The sequence below is a fragment of the Streptomyces sp. PA03-6a genome (assembly GCF_033792765.1).
In the GTDB taxonomy this organism is placed as follows: domain Bacteria; phylum Actinomycetota; class Actinomycetes; order Streptomycetales; family Streptomycetaceae; genus Actinacidiphila.
The window spans coordinates 1-17198 of record NZ_JARAVK010000048.1 but is presented as its reverse complement, the minus strand read 5'-3'; the positions used below and the strand labels follow the sequence as shown (position 1 = coordinate 17198).

Sequence of the window (17198 nt, the reverse complement as noted above, 5' to 3'; positions counted from 1 at the left end):
ATGGTCACCGACAACCTTGTTCTCATCCCCGGCGCCGGCGGCGTGGGCCGCACGGTCTTCGATCAATTGCGGGCTCAGCACGTGCCCGTGCGTTTCATGGTCCGTCGTGAGGACGAGCGTGCGGCCGAACTGCGGTCGCTCGGTGCAGAGGTTGTCATCGGCGACCTGACCCGGCCGGAGACGGTGGCGGCCGCACTACAGGGCGTGACGCGGATGTACTTCGCGATGCGCGTGTCGCCGGACCACCTGCTGGCGGCAACCGTGGTGGCTTCCGTCGCCAAGGAGTACGGGAAACTGGAGGCCCTGGTCGACCTGTCGCAGATGACGGTGTCGCAGATGACCCCCACCAGCACCGCGGAGTCGCACCAGCAGCGGCTGCACTGGCTGACGGAGCAGGTACTGAACTGGTCCGGTCTGCCCGTGGTGCACATCCGGCCGACGGCATTCCTGGACACTCCGCTCTTCACCACGATGGCGGCACGGTCGATCCAGGAGAACGGCACGATCGCGCTTCCGTTCGGCGCCGGACGCACCTCGCCGGTCGCCGTGGATGACGTCGCCCGGGTCATCACCACCGTGCTCCGCGATCCGGCACCGCACATCGGGCAGGTCTACGAGCTGACCGGGCCGCGCTCGGTGGATATGACGGAGCTGGCCGAGGAGTTCTCGCGGGCGCTGGGCCGTCCGGTGTCCTACGTGGACGTGCCCCCGGAGAGGTGGGAGGCCCAGCTTCCGAAGCTGGGGATGCCGCCGCACCTCGAACAGCACGTCGCCACCATGGCCCAACTTCACCGGGACAACCGCTACAACCGCACCGCCGACGGTGTCGAGCGCGTGACGGGCACGCCACCCCAGTCGATCGAGGCTTTCGTAACCGCCCGAAAGGACTTCTACCTGGGCTAAACCCCCAGGCCAAGGCCACTGCGGGTATGGAGGGTGCACCACGGGCGGCAGCGAAGGACATGCTCAAAGCGCACGGACGAAGCGAGTATCGAACGTGCGAACGAGTTACTTCCGAATCTGGCGCGCCTGCGGGTGATCCGTCTGTATCCGGAGAGCCAACTCGACGCTGTGGACGCCAAGATCCAGCAGGCCGAATCCGCCGCCCGGACTCGAAGCCCTTTGGCGGCGCGGACGGCGTCCCCTGGGCCACGGAAGGCCGGCCGGCGTTGACAGGGGACACCCGAGGGTGACGGGGGCCTCACCCATCCGACCTGGGGGCGCCTTATCGATCTGCGACACTGGACGAACCATGCCTGCACCCGGAGAACTCACATTCGTCGCGCCGCGCGGAGTCAAGAAGCCGCCGCGGCACCTTGCCGATCTTTCGCCCGAGGAGCGCCGGGAGGCGGTCGCGGAGCTGGGGGAGAAGCCGTTCCGCGCCAAGCAGCTGTCGCAGCACTACTTCGCGCGCTACGCCGATGACCCCGCCGCGTGGACGGACATCCCGGCGGCGGCGCGGGGGAAGCTGGCGGAGGGGCTGCTGCCGGACCTGATGTCGGTTGTGCGGCACAGCAGCACGGACAACGACACCACGCGCAAGACGCTGTGGCGGCTGTTCGACGGCACCCTGGTCGAGTCGGTGCTGATGCGCTACCCGGACCGGGTGACGATGTGCATCAGCTCGCAGGCGGGCTGCGGCATGAACTGCCCGTTCTGTGCCACCGGCCAGGCGGGTCTGGACCGGAACCTGTCGACCGGGGAGATCGTGCACCAGATCGTGGCGGGCATGCGCTCGCTGCGGGACGGGGAGATCCCGGGCGGCCCGGCGCGGCTGTCGAACATCGTGTTCATGGGCATGGGCGAGCCGCTCGCGAACTACAAGCGTGTCGTCGGCGCCATCCGCCGGCTGACCGATCCGGAGCCGGACGGGCTGGGGCTGTCCCAGCGGGGCATCACCGTGTCGACGGTGGGCCTGGTCCCGGCGATGCTGCGCTTCGCCGACGAGGGCTTCAAGTGCCGGCTCGCGGTGTCGCTGCACGCGCCCGACGACGAGCTGCGCGACACCCTGGTGCCGGTGAACACCCGCTGGAAGGTGCGCGAGGTGCTGGACGCCGCGTGGCACTACGCGGACGTGTCCGGGCGCCGGATCTCGATCGAGTACGCGCTGATCCGGGACATCAACGACCAGGCGTGGCGGGCGGACCTGCTGGGCCGGCTGCTCAAGCGTCGCCGCGTGCACGTCAACCTGATCCCGCTCAACCCGACCCCCGGCTCGAAGTGGACGGCCTCGCGGCCCGAGGACGAGCGGGCGTTCGTCGCGGCGCTGGAGGCGCACGGCGTGCCGGTGACCGTCCGGGACACCCGGGGGCAGGAGATCGACGGTGCCTGCGGGCAGCTGGCGGCTTCCGAGCGCTGATCCGCGCTTGCTAGGGTGACGGTCGTTTGCGGCCGTTTGCCGCGACGTCACGCACAGCACACAAAAGAACATCCGACAGGGGAGCGCGGAAAGCGCTGAGAGTGCGGCACGGCCGCAGACCCTCGGACCTGATCCGGGTCATACCGGCGTAGGGAGTCACCACATGAGCACCATCCGTCGGCGTGCGGCCGGCACCGTCCTCGTCGTCGCGCTCGGCGCGACCGCGCTCGCCGCCTGCGGCAGCGACGGCGGGGACACCGCCAAGGGCAAGGGCGCCGCCTCCAAGACCGTCACCCTCGTCAGCCACGACTCCTTCGCCGCGTCGAAGGACGTGCTGAAGGCGTTCACCGAGCAGACCGGCTACACCGTCAAGGTGCTGCGCGGCGGCGACGCCGGTGCCGCGGTCAACCAGGCCGTGCTGTCCAAGGGCAACCCGCAGGGCGACGTCTTCTTCGGCGTCGACAACACGCTGCTGTCCCGGGCCCTCGACAACGACCTGTTCGAGCCGTACGAGGCCAAGGACCTCGACAAGGTGCCCGCCGCACTGCAGCTGGACGCCGCGGAGCACCGCGTCACCCCGATCGACTTCGGCGACGTCTGCGTCAACTACGACCGGAAGTACTTCACCGAGCACAAGCTCCCCGTGCCGGAGAGCTTCGACGACCTCGTCAAGCCCGAGTACAAGGACCTGCTGGTCACCGAGAACGCCGCCACCTCCTCCCCGGGTCTCGCCTTCCTCCTCGCCACCACCGCGAAGTACGGAGACGGGGGCTGGGAGGACTACTGGAAGAAGCTCAAGGCCAACGGCGTCCAGGTCGTCGACGGCTGGGAGCAGGCGTACTACGACACCTTCTCCGGCGCCGGCGGCGGCAAGGGCGACAAGCCGCTGGTCGTCTCGTACGCCTCAAGCCCGCCCGCCGAGGTGCTCGGTCTGAAGACGCAGCCCGAGCAGGGGCCGACCGGTGTCGCGACCGGCACCTGCTTCCGGCAGGTGGAGTTCGCCGGCCTGCTGAAGGGCGCGGAGAACACCGAGGGCGGCAAGGCGCTCGTCGACTTCCTGCTGAGCCGCACCTTCCAGGAGGACATGCCGCTCAACATGTTCGTCAACCCCGTCCGCGACGACGCGAAGCTGCCCGAGGTCTTCACCAAGTACGCGCCGGTCATCGGTGAACCGGCCACCGTCGCCCCGGAGAAGATCGCCGGGAACCGGGAGCAGTGGGTCAAGTCGTGGTCCTCGCTCGTGCTGAAGTAACGAAGACCGCCGAGGGGACGCGCGCCGGGGCGGCGGCCGTCCGGCCGCTCGCCGTACGGCTGGGCCTGATGGCCGTGCCGGTCGCGTTCTTCGGGCTGTTCTTCGGCTACCCGGTCGCCGCCATCGTCGCCCGCGGGCTCCGCGAGGGCGGGCGGTGGCGGTTCGGCCGGTTCGCGCAGGTGCTGGGCGAGCCCGACATCCTGCACGTGCTGTGGTTCACCTGCTGGCAGGCGGCCGCCTCCACCGCGCTCACCCTGGCGATCGCGCTGCCCGGCGCGTACGTCTTCGCCCGCTTCGACTTCCCCGGCAAGCAGGTGCTGCGCGCGGTGGTGACCGTGCCCTTCGTGCTGCCGACGGTGGTCGTCGGCTCGGCCTTCCTCGCGCTGCTGGGGCGCGGCGGGCTGCTCGACGAACTGTGGGGGGTGCGCCTGGACACCACGGTCTGGGCGATCCTCCTCGCGCACGTCTTCTTCAACTACGCCGTGGTCGTACGGACCGTGGGCGGCCTGTGGGCCCAGCTGGACCCCCGGCAGGAGGAGGCCGCGCGGGTCCTCGGCGCGGGACGCCTCGCGGCGTGGCGCAGGGTGACGCTGCCCGCCCTCGCCCCCGCGGTCGCCGCGGCCGCGCTGATGGTCTTCCTCTTCACCTTCACCTCCTTCGGCGTGATCCAGATCCTCGGCGGTCCCACCTTCTCCACCCTGGAGGTGGAGATCTACCGTGAGACCGCGCAGTTGCTGGACCTGCCGACGGCGGCCGTGCTGACGATCGTCCAGTTCGCCGCCGTCGCGGCGATCCTCGCCGTGCACGCCGGGACGGTACGGCGCAGGGAGAGCGCGCTGCGGCTGGTGGACCCGGCCCGCACCGCGCGCCGGCCGCGCGGCGCCGGCGAGTGGGGGCTGCTCGCGGGCGCGCTCGGCGTGGCCGCGCTGCTGATCCTGCTGCCGCTGGGCGTGCTGGCCGAGCGCTCGCTGCACGGGCCCGACGGCTACGGCCTCGGCTCCTACCGGGCGCTGGGCTCGGTGGCCGGCAGCGGCGGGACCTTCCTGGTGGCGCCCGTCGCCGCGGTCTGGAACTCGCTGCAGTACGCGGCCGCCGCCACCGCGATCGCCCTGGTCGTCGGCGGGCTGGCCGCGGCCGCCCTCACCCGGCGGGCCGGGCGCCTCGTGCGGGGCTTCGACGCCCTGCTCATGCTGCCGCTCGGCACCTCGGCGGTGACCATCGGCTTCGGCTTCCTCATCACCCTCGACGAGCCGCCGCTGGACCTGCGCTCCTCGTGGATCCTCGTGCCGCTCGCGCAGGCACTGGTCGGCGTGCCCTTCGTGGTGCGCACCATGCTGCCGGTGCTGCGTGCCGTGGACGACCGGCTGCGCGAGGCGGCGGCGGTGCTCGGCGCCTCCCCGCTGCGGGTGTGGCGGGAGGTCGACCTCCCGCTGGTGCGGCGGGCGCTGCTGGTGGCCGCGGGCTTCGCCTTCGCGGTGTCCCTGGGCGAGTTCGGGGCCACCGTCTTCATCGCCCGCCCCGACAACCCCACCCTCCCGGTCGCGGTCGCCCGCTTCCTCGGGCGGGCCGGGGAGCTCAACTACGGCCAGGCGATGGCGCTCAGCACCGTGCTGATGCTGGTGTGCGCGGGGGCGCTGCTGGCGCTGGAACGTATCCGCATCGACAGGTCCGGGGAGTTCTGATGACCCTGCTGCGACTGGACGGCGCCACCGTGCGCTTCGGCGGCCACACCGCCCTGGACGCCGTCGGCCTGGAGGTCGCCGAGCACGAGACGGTGTGCGTGCTCGGGCCCAGCGGCAGCGGGAAGTCGACGCTGCTGCGGGTCGTCGCCGGGCTGCAGCCGCTGGACGCCGGGCGCGTCCTGCTGGCCGGCCGGGACCAGCGGGGGGTTCCCGCACACCGGCGTGGCGTGGGCCTGATGTTCCAGGACCACCAGCTCTTCCCGCAGCGCGACGTCGCCGGGAACGTCGACTTCGGTCTGCGCATGCGCGGCGCGGGACGTGCCGAACGGGAGCGCACGGTCCAGGAGTTGCTGGAGCTCGTGGGCCTGCCCGGTGCGCAGCGGCGCGCCGTTGCCTCCCTGTCCGGCGGCGAGCAGCAGCGCGTCGCCCTGGCCAGGGCCCTGGCACCCGGGCCGCGGCTGCTCATGCTCGACGAGCCGCTCGGCCAGCTCGACCGGGGCCTGCGCGAGCGCCTGGTCGTCGAGTTGCGCGGGCTCTTCCGGCGGCTGGGCACCACGGTGCTGGCCGTCACGCACGACCAGAGCGAGGCCTTCGCGCTCGCCGACCGCGTCGTCGTCATGCGTGACGGCCGGGTCGAGCAGGCCGGCACCCCGCTGGAGGTGTGGCAGCGGCCCGCCTCCGAGTTCGTCGCCCGCTTCCTCGGCTTCGACAACGTGGTGGCCGCCACCGTCACCGGCGACGCCGCCGACACCGCCTGGGGCAAGGTCCCCGTCCCCCCGGGCTCCCCGCAGGGCGCCGGGCGGCTGCTCGTCCGGCCCGCCGGCGTACGGCTCGTCCCGGCCGCCGACGGGCTGCGCTGCGACGTGCTCGCGCGTACCTTCCGCGGCGACCAGGTCACCCTCCTCCTGCGCCCCGAGGAGGGGCCCCCGCTGGAGGCGGGCTGCGCCCTGCGCGACGCCCCCGCCGAGGGGGACACGGTCGGCGTCTCCTTCACGGCGGACGAGGTTGTGGTCCTGGGCGGGTAGACCCCGTTGAGCAGCGGGGGCCTTTGGGGCGGAGCCGTGGCGCGAGTGGGCGGGTGCGGGGTGGGGCCGTGGTCGGCTGCCCCGGTCGTGCGGATTCCGGAGTACGGGCTAACTGCGCGTCAGGCGCGCCAGGGCCTCCGGGGCGTCCTCGACGGAGTCGACGAGCACGATGCGCCGCTCCATGGAGCGGCCTTCCGCCAGCGCCTGGAGAAGGGGCCAGGCCGGCAGGCGCCGGGTCCAGTGGTCCCGGTCGACCAGCACCATGGGGCGGGGGGCGCCGTTGGACTCGTAGTAGTTCGGCGTGGTGTTGTCGAAGATCTCCTGGACGGTGCCCGCGGCGCCCGGCAGGAAGACGACCCCGGCGGTGCAGCGGGCCAGCAGGCCGTCCTCGCGGGTGGCGTTGGCGAAGTACTTGGCGATGTGCGCGGCGAAGGCGTTCGGCGGCTCGTGGCCGTAGAACCACGTCGGCACGCCGATGGAGGCGCCGCCGCCGGGCCAGCGGTCGCGCACGTCGAAGGCGGTGCGCGCCCAGTCCGTTATGGACGGGCGGAAGGAGGGGACCTTGGCCACCGTCTCCAGGGCCTCGACGAGCATCGCGTCGGCGAAGGGTGCGGCGTAGGCGCCGAGGTTGGCCGCCTCCATGGCGCCGGGCCCGCCGCCCGTGGCCACGCTCAGGCCCTCGCGGGCCAGTGCCCGGCCGAGGCGGGCGGCGCCCGCGTACGCCTCGGTGCCGCGCTCCATGGCGTGACCACCCATGACGCCCACGACGCGGGCGTCCGAGACGAGTTCGTCGAAGGCGTCGGAGACGGCGTCGTCGTGGATGCTGCGGAGCATCGACGCGTAGATGTCGCCGCTGCCCCGGGTACGCAGGAACCACTGGTAGCCGCGGGCGTCCGGCGTCGCCTCGTAGCCGCCTTCGTCAAGGCCCTCGTACAGCGCGTCGGGGCCGTAGAGGGAGCCCCGGTACGGGTCGAAGGGCAGGTCCGGGACGGGCGGGAAGACCATGGCGCCGCCGGCGCGGACGTGGGCGGCCGCCTCCGGCTCCATCGGGCAGCCCAGGAACACGGCCTCGGTCGTGTCGGCGGACATCAGGACGGGCGTACGGGTCGTCAGGTCGACCGACTGGACGCGGTGTCCGCGCAGCGAGCCCGACGCGGCGACGCGGTCGAACTCCTCGAGGGTCTCTATCTCGTGATCGTTCGGATCATTCGGCGACAGCACGCCCGCCACCCTAGCGCCCGCGGCGGGGGCCGCCGCCGCGGGGCTCCGCACGGCGCTACGGCAGCGGCAGTGTGCCCAGGTGGGCGATGAGCAGGGTCAGCGGGAGCACGACGCCGAGGACCGCGAGGGCGCGCACGGCGGCCGCGTTGCGCAGCAGCGCGGCCGGCGTGCCGAGCCGGCTGAGGGCGGCGGTGGCCGGACGGCGGGCGCGCTTGGCGTCCACGGTCGCGGTGAGGGCGGTCGCGACCGCCGACAGGACGACGAGGACGGCGCCCAGTACGGTGAGCGGTCCGACGGGGTGCGCGACGGCGCCGAACCGGTCGCTGCCGGCGAGGGCGGTGGCGGCCACCGCGCACAGCGCGCCCAGCGGACGGCCCACGAGCGTCGCCTCCTCCTGGAGGGCGCGGCCCGCGAGGAGCCGCAGGGCACCCGGCCGGTACGCCGCCAGCAGCCGTCCGCACAGGTGGACGAGGCCCGGCATGGCCAGCACCATGCCCGTGGCCGTCAGCAGCCAGCCGCCGACGACGGCCGGGGCGGCATGGCCGAGACCGCCGGGCAGCGGGAGTGCGCCGTCGGGCCCCGGGGCGCCGGCGTCCCCGGCCGAGGAGATCTGCACGGCGAGGCCGATCGCCACGAGCGCGACCCCCCACGGCAGGCCGGACGGCACCCCGTCGTCGCGGGCGGTGGTCTCGTCCCCACGGGACCGCCGTGGCCGCAGCACGACCGCGGCCGAGACCGCGGCGGCCAGCGGCAGTGAGGCCAGCAGGGTCAACGCGCCCGCGAACGGGAGTTCACGGTCCGCGCCCAGCGCCTCGGCGGCAGCGCCGAGGTGCGGGCCGGGCAGCTCACCGCGGAGGAAGAGGAAGCCCAGGAGCGCGATCAGGACGCCCAGGCCGCAGTTCAGGGCGGAGCTCGCCGCGGCCAGCAGGGGCAGCCCGTGCCGGCCGAGCCCGGCCGCGGCCAGGCCCGCGTGCAGCCGTCCGCTCGGCTCCGTACGGGCCACGAGAACCGACAGGTGGACGGTGGCGGCGAACGGCACGGCGCACCAGAGCAGCCGGACCAGGCCGTCCGGGGCGTCCTCGGGGTGCGCGAGGGCGTGCCCGAGGACGGCGAGCAGCAGGAACCCCGTGCCGGCGGCCGCGGCGACGACCAGCAGCCGGCGCAGCAGCACCTCCGGCCGGGAGCCGAGGGCTACACGGAGGCTGAGCACGAGTCGGCGTCCTCCCGTTCCTGGTGCGGCATGCCGGTCACGAAGCGCCCGTCGACGAGGGTGACCACCCGGTCCGCGAGGGAGACGACCTCGGGTTCGTTGGAGGCGAGCACCACGGTGATGCCGTGCGAGCGGGCGGCGCTGGTCAGCATGCGCAGCACCTGGGCACGGTCCGCGCGGTGCAGCGGCGCGGTCGGTTCGTCGGCGAAGACCACGGAGGGCCGGTTGACCAGGGCGCGGGCGATCGCCACCCGCTGCCGCTCGGCCTGCAGCAGCCGGCCGGGACGCTTGCGGGCGGCCCCGCCGATGTCCAGCCGGTCCAGCCACTCCTGCGCGGCGGCGCGCGCCGTGCGGTACGGGACGCCGCACAGCAGCAGCGGCAGCGCGGCGTTCTCCCGGACGGTCAGCTCGGGGAGCAGCTGCGGGCTGCTGTCGATCCAGCCGAAGCGCTCACGGCGCAGCCGCTCCCGGGCGGTCACGCCCAGGGTGTGCACGGGGGAGCTGTTGAACCACACCTCGCCCTGCTCGGGAAGCAGTTCGCCGGACAGGCAGCGCAGCAGGGTGGTCTTCCCGGCGCCGTGCGGGCCGAGGACGCCGAGGATCTCGCCCTCCCGTACGCCGAGTGACACGCCGAGCAGAGCGGGTGAGCGGTCGTGCGCGTGGCGCAGGCCGCGGGCCCACAGCACGTCGTTGTCGGGTGGGTTCACGTTGGCCTCTAACGAACGCGGGGAGTCCGGGTCACTGCGGCACCGTACGCGCCCCACGGCCCGGGACCACGGTTACGGGGGCGCGTTTCCGGCCCGCGCCCACCCGTGCGGAGTAGCGGGAGCGAGGTTCGTCAGGAAGATCATCCGCTCACTTGCGCGTTGTGTGGCTGTGGCACGATGCGGCGGCCGTGCCTCCGGCACGGTGTGAGATCCGTGGGGGTTCGTTGACATCCCTACGTAATGCCGCCCTGCTCGTGGCAGGAGCGGTCGCAGGTGGTCTGCTGCTCGCACCACCGGCCCACGCGGCCGGGATCGCGATCGTCGGCACGACCATCAACATCGGCAAGCCCATCGTCATGGGGGCAGGCGGCTCCACGACCGTCACGGCGTCACTTCGGGCAGCAAGGGCTCGCTGAGGACGACGGTCGGGGTCAGCACCTCCGGCGTCCGGCGGCGGTCGTTCGCCGGCAGCGGCACATCGGCCGCCTCGGTCTCCGCGGGTGACGGCGTCACCCCCTACAAGGTGGCCAAGCTGAGTGTCAACGCGTCCCCCGAGCCGGTCGCCAAGGGCGGGAAGCTGACCGTCACCGGCCGCCTCACCCGGGCCACGACCGACGCCGCCACCACCTTCGTCGGCTATCCGCACCGCGACCGCCAAGGCGGTCGGCTCTGGCGGTGGGCCTTCGCCGGCACCACGACCGTCGCGCCCGTCGCGGCGGGCGGGGACCGGGTCGCCCTGAAGTGAGGGTTGCCTGACGAGCCGCCGGGGCCGCCCTCCGTCGACGGAGGGCGGCCCCGGCCGCTGGATCCCGTGTTCCGGCGGGGACCGTCAGAGCTTGGCCCAGGCCTCCGTGAGGACGGTGCGCAGGACGCCCTCGATCTCGTCGAAGGTCGACTGGTCGGCGATCAGCGGCGGCGCGAGCTGCACGACCGGGTCCCCGCGGTCGTCGGCGCGGCAGTAGAGGCCGTTCTCGAAGAGCGCCTTGCTGAGGAAGCCGTACAGGACGCGCTCGGTCTCCTCGTCGGTGAAGGTCTCCTTGGTGGCCTTGTCCTTCACCAGCTCGATGCCGTAGAAGAAGCCGTTCCCGCGGACGTCGCCGACGATCGGCAGGTCGTGGAGCTTCTCCAGGGTGGCGCGGAAGGCACCCTCGTTGTCGAGCACGTGCTGGTTGAGCTGCTCGCGCTCGAAGATGTCGAAGTTGGCCAGGGCGACCGCCGACGAGACCGGGTGGCCGCCGAAGGTGTAGCCGTGGAGGAAGGTGTTGTCGCCCTTGTAGAAGGGCTCGGCGATGCGGTCGGAGATGATGCACGCGCCGATGGGGGAGTAGCCGGAGGTCATGCCCTTGGCGCAGGTGATCATGTCCGGGACGTAGCCGAACTTGTCGCAGCCGAACATGGTGCCCAGGCGGCCGAAGGCGCAGATGACCTCGTCGGAGACGAGCAGCACGTCGTACTGGTCGCAGATCTCGCGGACCCGCTGGAAGTACCCGGGCGGGGGCGGGAAGCAGCCGCCGGCGTTCTGCACCGGCTCGAGGAAGACGGCCGCGACGGTGTCGGGGCCCTCGAAGAGGATCTCCTGCTCGATCTGGTCGGCGGCCCAGCGGCCGAAGGCCTCGGGGTCGTCGCCGAAGAGCGGGGTGCGGTAGATGTTGGTGTTGGGCACCTTGTGGGCGCCGGGGACCAGCGGCTCGAAGGGGGCCTTCAGTCCCGGCAGGCCGGTGATGGACAGGGCGCCCTGCGGGGTGCCGTGGTAGGCGACGGCGCGTGAGATGACCTTGTACTTGGTCGGCTTGCCCTTGAGCTTGAAGTACTGCTTGGCGAGCTTCCAGGCGGTCTCGACCGCCTCGCCTCCGCCGGTGGTGAAGAAGACCTTGTTGAGGTCCCCGGGGGCGTAGTCGGCCAGGCGCTCGGCGAGCTCGACGGCCTTGGGGTGGGCGTAGCTCCACACCGGGAAGAAGGCGAGCTCCTGGGCCTGCTTGTAGGCGGTCTCGGCGAGCTCCACGCGGCCGTGGCCGGCGTTGACCACGAACAGCCCCGCGAGGCCGTCGATGTACCGCTTGCCCTTGTCGTCGTAGATGTACGTGCCCTCGCCGCGCACGATGGTCGGCACAGGGGCGTTCTCGTACGACGACATGCGGGTGAAGTGCATCCACAGGTGGTCGTACGCGGTCTTGGAAAGGTCCGCGCTCATGGCTATCTGGTTCCCCAGGTGTAGGTCTGCTTCCGGAGCTTGAGGTAGACGAAGCTCTCGGTGGACCGCACGCCGGGCAGCGTGCGGATCCGCTTGTTGATCGTCTCCAGGAGATGGTCGTCGTCCTCGCAGACGATCTCGATCAGCAGGTCGAAGGAGCCCGCGGTCACGACGACGTACTCGACCTCCGTCATCTCCGCGAGCGCGTCGGCGACGGGTTCGATGTCGCCCTCGACGTTGATGCCGACCATCGCCTGCCGCCGGAACCCCACGGTGAGCGGGTCGGTGACGGCGACGATCTGCATGACGCCCTGGTCGAGCAGCTTCTGGACGCGCTGCCGTACGGCCGCCTCCGACAGGCCCACGGCCTTGCCGATGGCGGCGTACGGACGCCTGCCGTCCTCCTGGAGCTGTTCGATGATCGCCTTGGAGACGGAATCGATCACGAAGGCGCCGTTGGCGCCCCTGTGATCCGGAGTACGAGTGGCCACGCACCCCACTCTGCACGAGAGGTCAGCCGTCACGCAAGCCCCGATCGATGAAATCCGTGGTTTTGGGGCTCGAAACTCACGGAATCCATTGTTTCGGAGTTTCGGCTATGTCGAATACGGCAGTGCTGCAGGTAGGCTGGGGTCCGTCTCACACATCGGACAGGAACAGGGAGAGGTGCAGTGAGCGAGCTCCGTACCTTGCGCAACCACATCAACGGAGAATTCCGCGACGCCGCCGACGGGCGCACCACCGACGTGGTGAACCCCGCCACCGGCGAGGTCTACGCGACCGCCCCGCTCTCCGCCGCCGCCGATGTCGACGCGGCCATGGCCGCCGCGGCGGCCGCCTTCCCCGCCTGGCGCGACACGACGCCCTCCGAGCGCCAGAAGGCGCTGCTGAAGATCGCCGACGCCTTCGAGGCGCGGGCGGACGAGCTCGTGGCCGTCGAGAGCGAGAACACCGGCAAGCCGATCGGGCTGACGGCCAGCGAGGAGATCCCTCCGATGGTCGACCAGATCCGCTTCTTCGCGGGTGCCGCCCGCATGCTCGAGGGCCGCTCGGCCGGCGAGTACATGGAGGGCATGACCTCGATCATCCGCCGTGAGCCGGTCGGCGTCTGCGCCCAGGTCGCCCCGTGGAACTACCCGATGATGATGGCCGTGTGGAAGTTCGCCCCGGCGATCGCCGCGGGCAACACGGTCGTGCTGAAGCCCTCGGACACCACCCCGGCCTCCACCGTGCTGATCGCCGAGATCATCGGCGGGATCCTGCCCAAGGGCGTCTTCAACGTCGTCTGCGGCGACCGCGAGACGGGCCGCCTGATGGTCGAGCACGAGACCCCCGCGATGGCCTCCATCACCGGTTCGGTCCGGGCCGGCATGCAGGTGGCGGCCAGCGCCGCCAAGGACGTCAAGCGGGTCCACCTGGAGCTGGGCGGCAAGGCGCCGGTGGTGGTGTTCCAGGACACCGACATCGCCAAGGCGGTCGAGGACATCGCCGTCGCCGGCTACTTCAACGCCGGCCAGGACTGCACCGCCGCGACCCGCGTCCTGGTCCACGAGTCGATCCACGACGAGTTCGTGGCCCAGCTCGCCAAGACTGCCGCCGACACCAAGACCGGCGCCCCGGACGACGAGGACGTGCTGTACGGCCCGCTGAACAACGCCAACCAGCTCGCCCAGGTCACCGGCTTCATCGAGCGCCTCCCGGCGCACGCCAAGGTCGAGGCCGGCGGCCACCGGGTCGGCGAGCAGGGCTTCTTCTACGCCCCGACCGTCGTCTCCGGCCTCAAGCAGGACGACGAGATCATCCAGAACGAGGTCTTCGGCCCGGTCATCACCGTCCAGTCCTTCTCCGACGAGGACCAGGCCGTGGAGTGGGCGAACGGCGTCGAGTACGCCCTCGCCTCCTCGGTGTGGACCAAGGACCACGCCCGTGCGATGCGCATGTCCAAGCGCCTCGACTTCGGCTGCGTGTGGATCAACACCCACATCCCGCTGGTCGCCGAGATGCCGCACGGCGGGTTCAAGAAGTCCGGCTACGGCAAGGACCTGTCCGCCTACGGCTTCGAGGACTACACCCGCATCAAGCACGTCATGACGTCCCTGGACGGCTGACGCCACAGGGCGCGAGCCCGCCATGGCCCCGGACCGGCCCCCGTGTCCGGGGCCGTGGCATGCGCGCGTACGCTCCGCTCCATGGAGTATCGAAGAGCCCTCGAACAGCGCATACGCGCATGGCTGGTTGTCTTCGTCGTGTGCCTGGTGCTGAGCGGCGCCACCGCGTTCCCGCTCGTGCACGAGGTGCGGTGGGTGGACGGCTGGGGTCTGCCGGGAGCCGTCGGTGACTGGATCTCCCACGTGCGGGAGGGGCTGGACGCCACCGACGCGAAGTACCCGTTCATGATGTACGGGACCGACTGGCTCGCCTTCGCGCACCTGGTGATCGCGGTGGCCTTCTACGGCGTCTGGCGCGATCCGGTGCGCAACATCTGGATCGTGGAGTGGGCCATGATCGCCTGCGTCGGGATCATCCCGCTCGCCGCGATCTGCATCCCGCTGCGCGGCCTGCCGCTGTGGTGGATGCCCGTGGACATGGCCTTCGGCGTCCTCGGCATCGTGCCGCTGCTGGTCCTGCGGCGGATGATCAAGCGGCTGGAGCGCTCCGGCACGGTGCCGGCCGAGCCGGCCCTCGCCTGACGGACCGGCGGTCGCCCGGGTCCGGGGCCGTACGGCGAGCAGACCGCGGCCGGGTGGGAGAAGCTCACCGGCTGCCGAACTCCGCGCGCAGCACGTCGATGCGGTTGCTCGTGACGGCGTCCACGCCGAGCCGCTCCAGCCGTCGCATCGTCCGGCGCAGGTCCACCGTCCACGCGCCGACCAGCAGGCCCTCGCCGTGCGCCCACTCCACCAGGGGCGCGCGGACCAGCCCGAAGCGCAGGTTGATCCAGCGCGGACGCAGCTCCGACAGCAGTAGCGGCGGCACCGGCGCGGAGGTCTTCCAGGTCAGTGCGATCTCGGCGGCCGGGTCGTGGTCCCGCACCGCCAGCACGGCGGCCGCCTCCCCGCAGTAGTACGTACGGTCCCCGGCGCCCGCGTCCCGGACCGCGGACAGCACCGGGCCCGCGGACTCCGGCAGGGTGAGGTCGACCAGGGCCCGGCAGCCGTCCACGGCGGCCAGCGCCTCGTGGAGGGTCGGCACGCCCGGCGGCAGCCGGTCCGCCGCGAGGCCGGCGACGGCGGAGTCCACGCCCCACAGCCGCTTCAGCGTGGGGTCGTGGAGCAGCACCGGCACACCGTCGCGGCTCAGCCGTACGTCCATCTCCACCGCGTCCGCCCCCGCGCGCAGCGCGCTGCGCAGCGAGGGCAGGGTGTTCTCGCGGTGGCGGTACGGGTCGCCGCGGTGGGCGACCGCTAGCGCTGCCATCCCGCCAGGTAGGAGTCGATCTCGGCGGTGAGCTTCGCCTTGCCCGGGGCGTCGAGGAACGAGGCCTCCACGGCGTTCCTGGCGAGCTGGGCCAGCCCGCCCTCGTCGAGCTGCAGCAGCCGCGCGGCCACCGCGTACTCGGTGTTGAGGTCGGTGCCGAACATCGGCGGGTCGTCGCTGTTGACGGTGACCAGCAGACCCGCGGCCACCATCTCCTTGACGGGGTGCTCGTCGAGCGTGGCGACGGCGCGGGTGGCGATGTTGGAGGTCGGGCAGACCTCCAGCGGGATGCGGTGCTCGGCCAGGTGGTCCAGTAGGCGCGGGTCCCGGGTGGCGCTGGTGCCGTGGCCGATGCGCTCGGCGCCCAGCTCGTTCAGCGCGTCCCAGATCGTCTGCGGGCCGGTGGTCTCGCCCGCGTGCGGCACGCTGTGCAGGCCGACGGCGCGGGCGCGGTCGAAGTACGGCTTGAACTGCGGACGCGGCACACCGATCTCCGGCCCGCCGAGGCCGAAGCTGACCAGCCCGTCCGGTTGCAGCTCGGTGGCGATGCGCGTGGTCTCCTCGGCGGAGGCCAGCCCGGCCTCGCCCGGGATGTCGAAGCACCAGCGCAGCACGATGCCGAGCTCCGCCTCGGCCGCCTTGCGGGCGTCCTCGATGGCCTCCACGAACGCCTTGTCCGGGATGCCGCGGCGGACCGAGCTGTACGGGGTGACGGTCAGCTCGGCGTAACGGATGTTCTGGCGCACCATGTCGCGGGCGACCTCGTACGTCAGCAGACGCACGTCCTCCGCGTCGCGGATCAGGTCGACCACGGACAGGTAGACCTCGATGAAGTGGGCGAAGTCCCGGAAGCTGAAGTACTCGGCGAGGGCGGCGGGGTCGGTGGGCACCTTGGAATCCGGGTGCCGCGCGGCCAGCTCCGCCACGATGCGGGGTGAGGCCGAGCCGACGTGGTGCACGTGGAGCTCGGCCTTCGGGAGTCCCGCGATGAAGGCGTCGAGGGCTGACGCGGTGTCGGACATGGGGCGATCCTCCTGCGGGGTCGGCGGCAACCGCCATCGTAAACGCGAAATTGCCTCCGTCCGGCGTCTTCGCAGGCCATAGCATTGCCCGACGTAGTCAGCAGGAAGGCAGCGATGTCCCACGAGCCCGAGCACCCGACGCCGCGCGACGCCGCGAGCGACACCCCCGAAGCGGCGGCCCCGTCGTCCTCGGCGGCCCCGGCGGACGCACGGCCCGCATCCGACTTCGAGCTGCCCGCCCCGGCGCCTGCGGCGCCCACGGACGCCGCCCCCGTCGCCGCCCGGGGTGGGGATGCCTCGGCGGCTCCCGATGTCGAGAGCGCGGGGGCGCCGGGAAGCGTGACTCGTGCGGAGGCCGTGACGCCTGCCGACGTGCCGGTCGCCGATGCCGAGCCCGGTGACGGCTCGCATGCCGTGGTCGGTGCGGCTGATGCTCCGGTCGCCCCGGACGCGCCTGCCGGCGCGCCGCCCGCGGAGGGCGCGACTCCCGCTGACGCGCCGGTCGCGGAGGCCGAGCCCGGCGCCGCTCCGGGTGGGGATGCCTCGGCGGCTCCCGATGTCGAGGGCGCGGTGGTGCCGGGAAGCGTGACTCGTGCGGAGGGCGCGACGCCTGCTGACGCGCCGGTCGCCGATGCCGAGCCCGGTGACGGCTCGCATGCCGTGGTCGGTGCGGCGGATGCTCCGGTCGCTCCTGACGCGCCTGCCGGCGCGCCGCCCGCGGAGGTGCCCGGGCCGCGGGATCCGTGGGCGCCGCCGGTGCCGGTCGCCCCCGGGTACGGGCAGGCGGGTGCGCCGGCCGGGCACAACCCCTGGGCGCCGCCCGTGCCGCCGGTACCGCAGGCCCCGCAGGAGCACGTGACGCTGACCAAGCGCCCGGTACCCGTGGACGCACCCGCGCCCGGGCCCGAGCAGCAGCCGCGCGATCCCTGGGCCCCGCCGGCCCCGGACGCTGCGGCGGCCGTGCCGCCGCAACCGCCCCACGCCACGTACCCGGGCTACCCGGGCTACCACCCCGGTTTCCCCGGTTACCCCGGTTACCCGGGCCACCCCACTCAGCCTGAGTACCCCGCGTACCCCGGCTACCCGGCCCAGCCCGGCCACCCCACTCAGCC

General features: G+C 72.5%; 15 protein-coding genes, 2 pseudogenes and 1 riboswitch. Of the genes and pseudogenes, 9 read left to right on the top strand and 8 right to left on the bottom strand.

Annotation, left to right across the window (positions count from 1 at the left end):
* The 5 genes from PV350_RS14410 to PV350_RS14390 all read left to right on the top strand — a co-directional run bounded on the left by PV350_RS14410 (position 1) and on the right by PV350_RS14390 (position 6318).
* The gene (locus PV350_RS14410) at positions 1-903 is read left to right on the top strand and encodes an NmrA family NAD(P)-binding protein (RefSeq protein WP_499514252.1); all 903 of its coding nucleotides are present in this window, start codon (positions 1-3) and stop codon (positions 901-903) included.
* A gap of 349 nt (positions 904-1252) precedes the next feature.
* Positions 1253-2359, top strand: a complete 1107-nt coding sequence (gene rlmN / locus PV350_RS14405) for a dual-specificity RNA methyltransferase RlmN (protein WP_500325724.1) — start codon at positions 1253-1255, stop codon at positions 2357-2359.
* A gap of 67 nt (positions 2360-2426) precedes the next feature.
* Positions 2427-2531: riboswitch (TPP riboswitch) on the top strand.
* Positions 2523-3611, top strand: coding sequence for a thiamine ABC transporter substrate-binding protein (locus PV350_RS14400; RefSeq protein ID WP_499514273.1), 1089 nt, complete (start codon positions 2523-2525; stop codon positions 3609-3611). It overlaps the preceding riboswitch by 9 nt.
* A gap of 68 nt (positions 3612-3679) precedes the next feature.
* Positions 3680-5293, top strand: coding sequence for an ABC transporter permease (locus PV350_RS14395; protein ID WP_500334165.1), 1614 nt, complete (start codon positions 3680-3682; stop codon positions 5291-5293).
* Positions 5293-6318, top strand: a complete 1026-nt coding sequence (locus PV350_RS14390; protein ID WP_499514274.1) for an ABC transporter ATP-binding protein — start codon at positions 5293-5295, stop codon at positions 6316-6318. The genes PV350_RS14395 and PV350_RS14390 overlap by 1 nt, the downstream gene beginning before the upstream one ends.
* A 108-nt stretch (positions 6319-6426) precedes the next feature.
* Here the strand turns inward: PV350_RS14390 and PV350_RS14385 are convergent, their stop codons facing one another.
* The 4 genes and pseudogenes from PV350_RS14385 to PV350_RS14370 all read right to left on the bottom strand — a co-directional run bounded on the left by PV350_RS14385 (position 6427) and on the right by PV350_RS14370 (position 9969).
* Positions 6427-7548: an LOG family protein gene (locus tag PV350_RS14385; protein WP_499514275.1), complete on the bottom strand. Its 1122-nt coding sequence runs from the start codon at positions 7546-7548 to the stop codon at positions 6427-6429.
* 46 nt (positions 7549-7594) lie between these two features.
* Positions 7595-8749, bottom strand: coding sequence for a hypothetical protein (locus PV350_RS14380; RefSeq protein WP_500334111.1), 1155 nt, complete (start codon positions 8747-8749; stop codon positions 7595-7597).
* Positions 8731-9375, bottom strand: a pseudogene (locus tag PV350_RS14375) (ABC transporter ATP-binding protein); the annotation flags it as partial. The pseudogene PV350_RS14375 and the gene PV350_RS14380, both read right to left, overlap by 19 nt.
* A 462-nt stretch (positions 9376-9837) precedes the next feature.
* Complete coding sequence (locus PV350_RS14370; protein ID WP_499514278.1) at positions 9838-9969, bottom strand: hypothetical protein; 132 nt, start codon at positions 9967-9969, stop codon at positions 9838-9840.
* Between the two features lie 10 nt (positions 9970-9979).
* Between PV350_RS14370 and PV350_RS14365 the strand changes: the two genes are divergently transcribed.
* A complete protein-coding gene (locus tag PV350_RS14365) occupies positions 9980-10201 on the top strand; it encodes a hypothetical protein (protein ID WP_500334109.1) in 222 nt (73 codons plus the stop codon).
* An 84-nt stretch (positions 10202-10285) separates the two neighbouring features.
* Here the strand turns inward: PV350_RS14365 and PV350_RS14360 are convergent, their stop codons facing one another.
* Both PV350_RS14360 and PV350_RS14355 read right to left on the bottom strand, forming a co-directional pair.
* Entirely contained in the window at positions 10286-11647 is a 1362-nt protein-coding gene (locus PV350_RS14360; protein ID WP_499514279.1) for an aspartate aminotransferase family protein, read from the bottom strand.
* 2 nt (positions 11648-11649) lie between these two features.
* On the bottom strand, positions 11650-12147 hold the full coding sequence (locus PV350_RS14355) for an Lrp/AsnC family transcriptional regulator (RefSeq protein WP_499514280.1): 498 nt from the start codon (positions 12145-12147) through the stop codon (positions 11650-11652).
* A 171-nt stretch (positions 12148-12318) separates the two neighbouring features.
* Here PV350_RS14355 and PV350_RS14350 point away from each other — a divergent pair, with 171 nt between their 5' ends.
* Together PV350_RS14350 and PV350_RS14345 are read left to right on the top strand one after the other, a co-directional pair.
* Positions 12319-13755: a gamma-aminobutyraldehyde dehydrogenase gene (locus tag PV350_RS14350; RefSeq protein WP_499514281.1), complete on the top strand. Its 1437-nt coding sequence runs from the start codon at positions 12319-12321 to the stop codon at positions 13753-13755.
* Between the two features lie 81 nt (positions 13756-13836).
* A complete protein-coding gene (locus PV350_RS14345; protein ID WP_499514282.1) occupies positions 13837-14337 on the top strand; it encodes a hypothetical protein in 501 nt (166 codons plus the stop codon).
* 64 nt (positions 14338-14401) lie between these two features.
* Here the strand turns inward: PV350_RS14345 and PV350_RS14340 are convergent, their stop codons facing one another.
* Together PV350_RS14340 and PV350_RS14335 are read right to left on the bottom strand one after the other, a co-directional pair.
* Complete coding sequence (locus tag PV350_RS14340; RefSeq protein WP_500334106.1) at positions 14402-15064, bottom strand: glycerophosphodiester phosphodiesterase; 663 nt, start codon at positions 15062-15064, stop codon at positions 14402-14404.
* Positions 15052-16086 (bottom strand): adenosine deaminase, encoded by a 1035-nt coding sequence (locus PV350_RS14335; protein WP_500334105.1) that lies wholly within the window; start codon positions 16084-16086, stop codon positions 15052-15054. The genes PV350_RS14340 and PV350_RS14335 overlap by 13 nt, the downstream gene beginning before the upstream one ends.
* 114 nt (positions 16087-16200) lie before the next feature.
* Between PV350_RS14335 and PV350_RS14330 the strand changes: the two are divergent.
* Positions 16201-17198: pseudogene (locus PV350_RS14330) on the top strand (hypothetical protein); the annotation flags it as partial.

What these genes read in the sequence shown, in the direction of transcription:
- PV350_RS14400 (WP_499514273.1), top strand. Translation starts at nt 2,523, where the DNA reads ATGAGCACCATCCGTCGGCGTGCGGCCGGCACCGTCCTCGTCGTCGCG.
- PV350_RS14335 (WP_500334105.1), bottom strand. Translation starts at nt 16,086, where the DNA reads ATGTCCGACACCGCGTCAGCCCTCGACGCCTTCATCGCGGGACTCCCG.
- PV350_RS14410 (WP_499514252.1), top strand. Translation starts at nt 1, where the DNA reads ATGGTCACCGACAACCTTGTTCTCATCCCCGGCGCCGGCGGCGTGGGC.
- rlmN (WP_500325724.1), top strand. Translation starts at nt 1,253, where the DNA reads ATGCCTGCACCCGGAGAACTCACATTCGTCGCGCCGCGCGGAGTCAAG.
- PV350_RS14395 (WP_500334165.1), top strand. Translation starts at nt 3,680, where the DNA reads ATGGCCGTGCCGGTCGCGTTCTTCGGGCTGTTCTTCGGCTACCCGGTC.
- PV350_RS14340 (WP_500334106.1), bottom strand. Translation starts at nt 15,064, where the DNA reads ATGGCAGCGCTAGCGGTCGCCCACCGCGGCGACCCGTACCGCCACCGC.
- PV350_RS14390 (WP_499514274.1), top strand. Translation starts at nt 5,293, where the DNA reads ATGACCCTGCTGCGACTGGACGGCGCCACCGTGCGCTTCGGCGGCCAC.
- PV350_RS14345 (WP_499514282.1), top strand. Translation starts at nt 13,837, where the DNA reads ATGGAGTATCGAAGAGCCCTCGAACAGCGCATACGCGCATGGCTGGTT.
- PV350_RS14360 (WP_499514279.1), bottom strand. Translation starts at nt 11,647, where the DNA reads ATGAGCGCGGACCTTTCCAAGACCGCGTACGACCACCTGTGGATGCAC.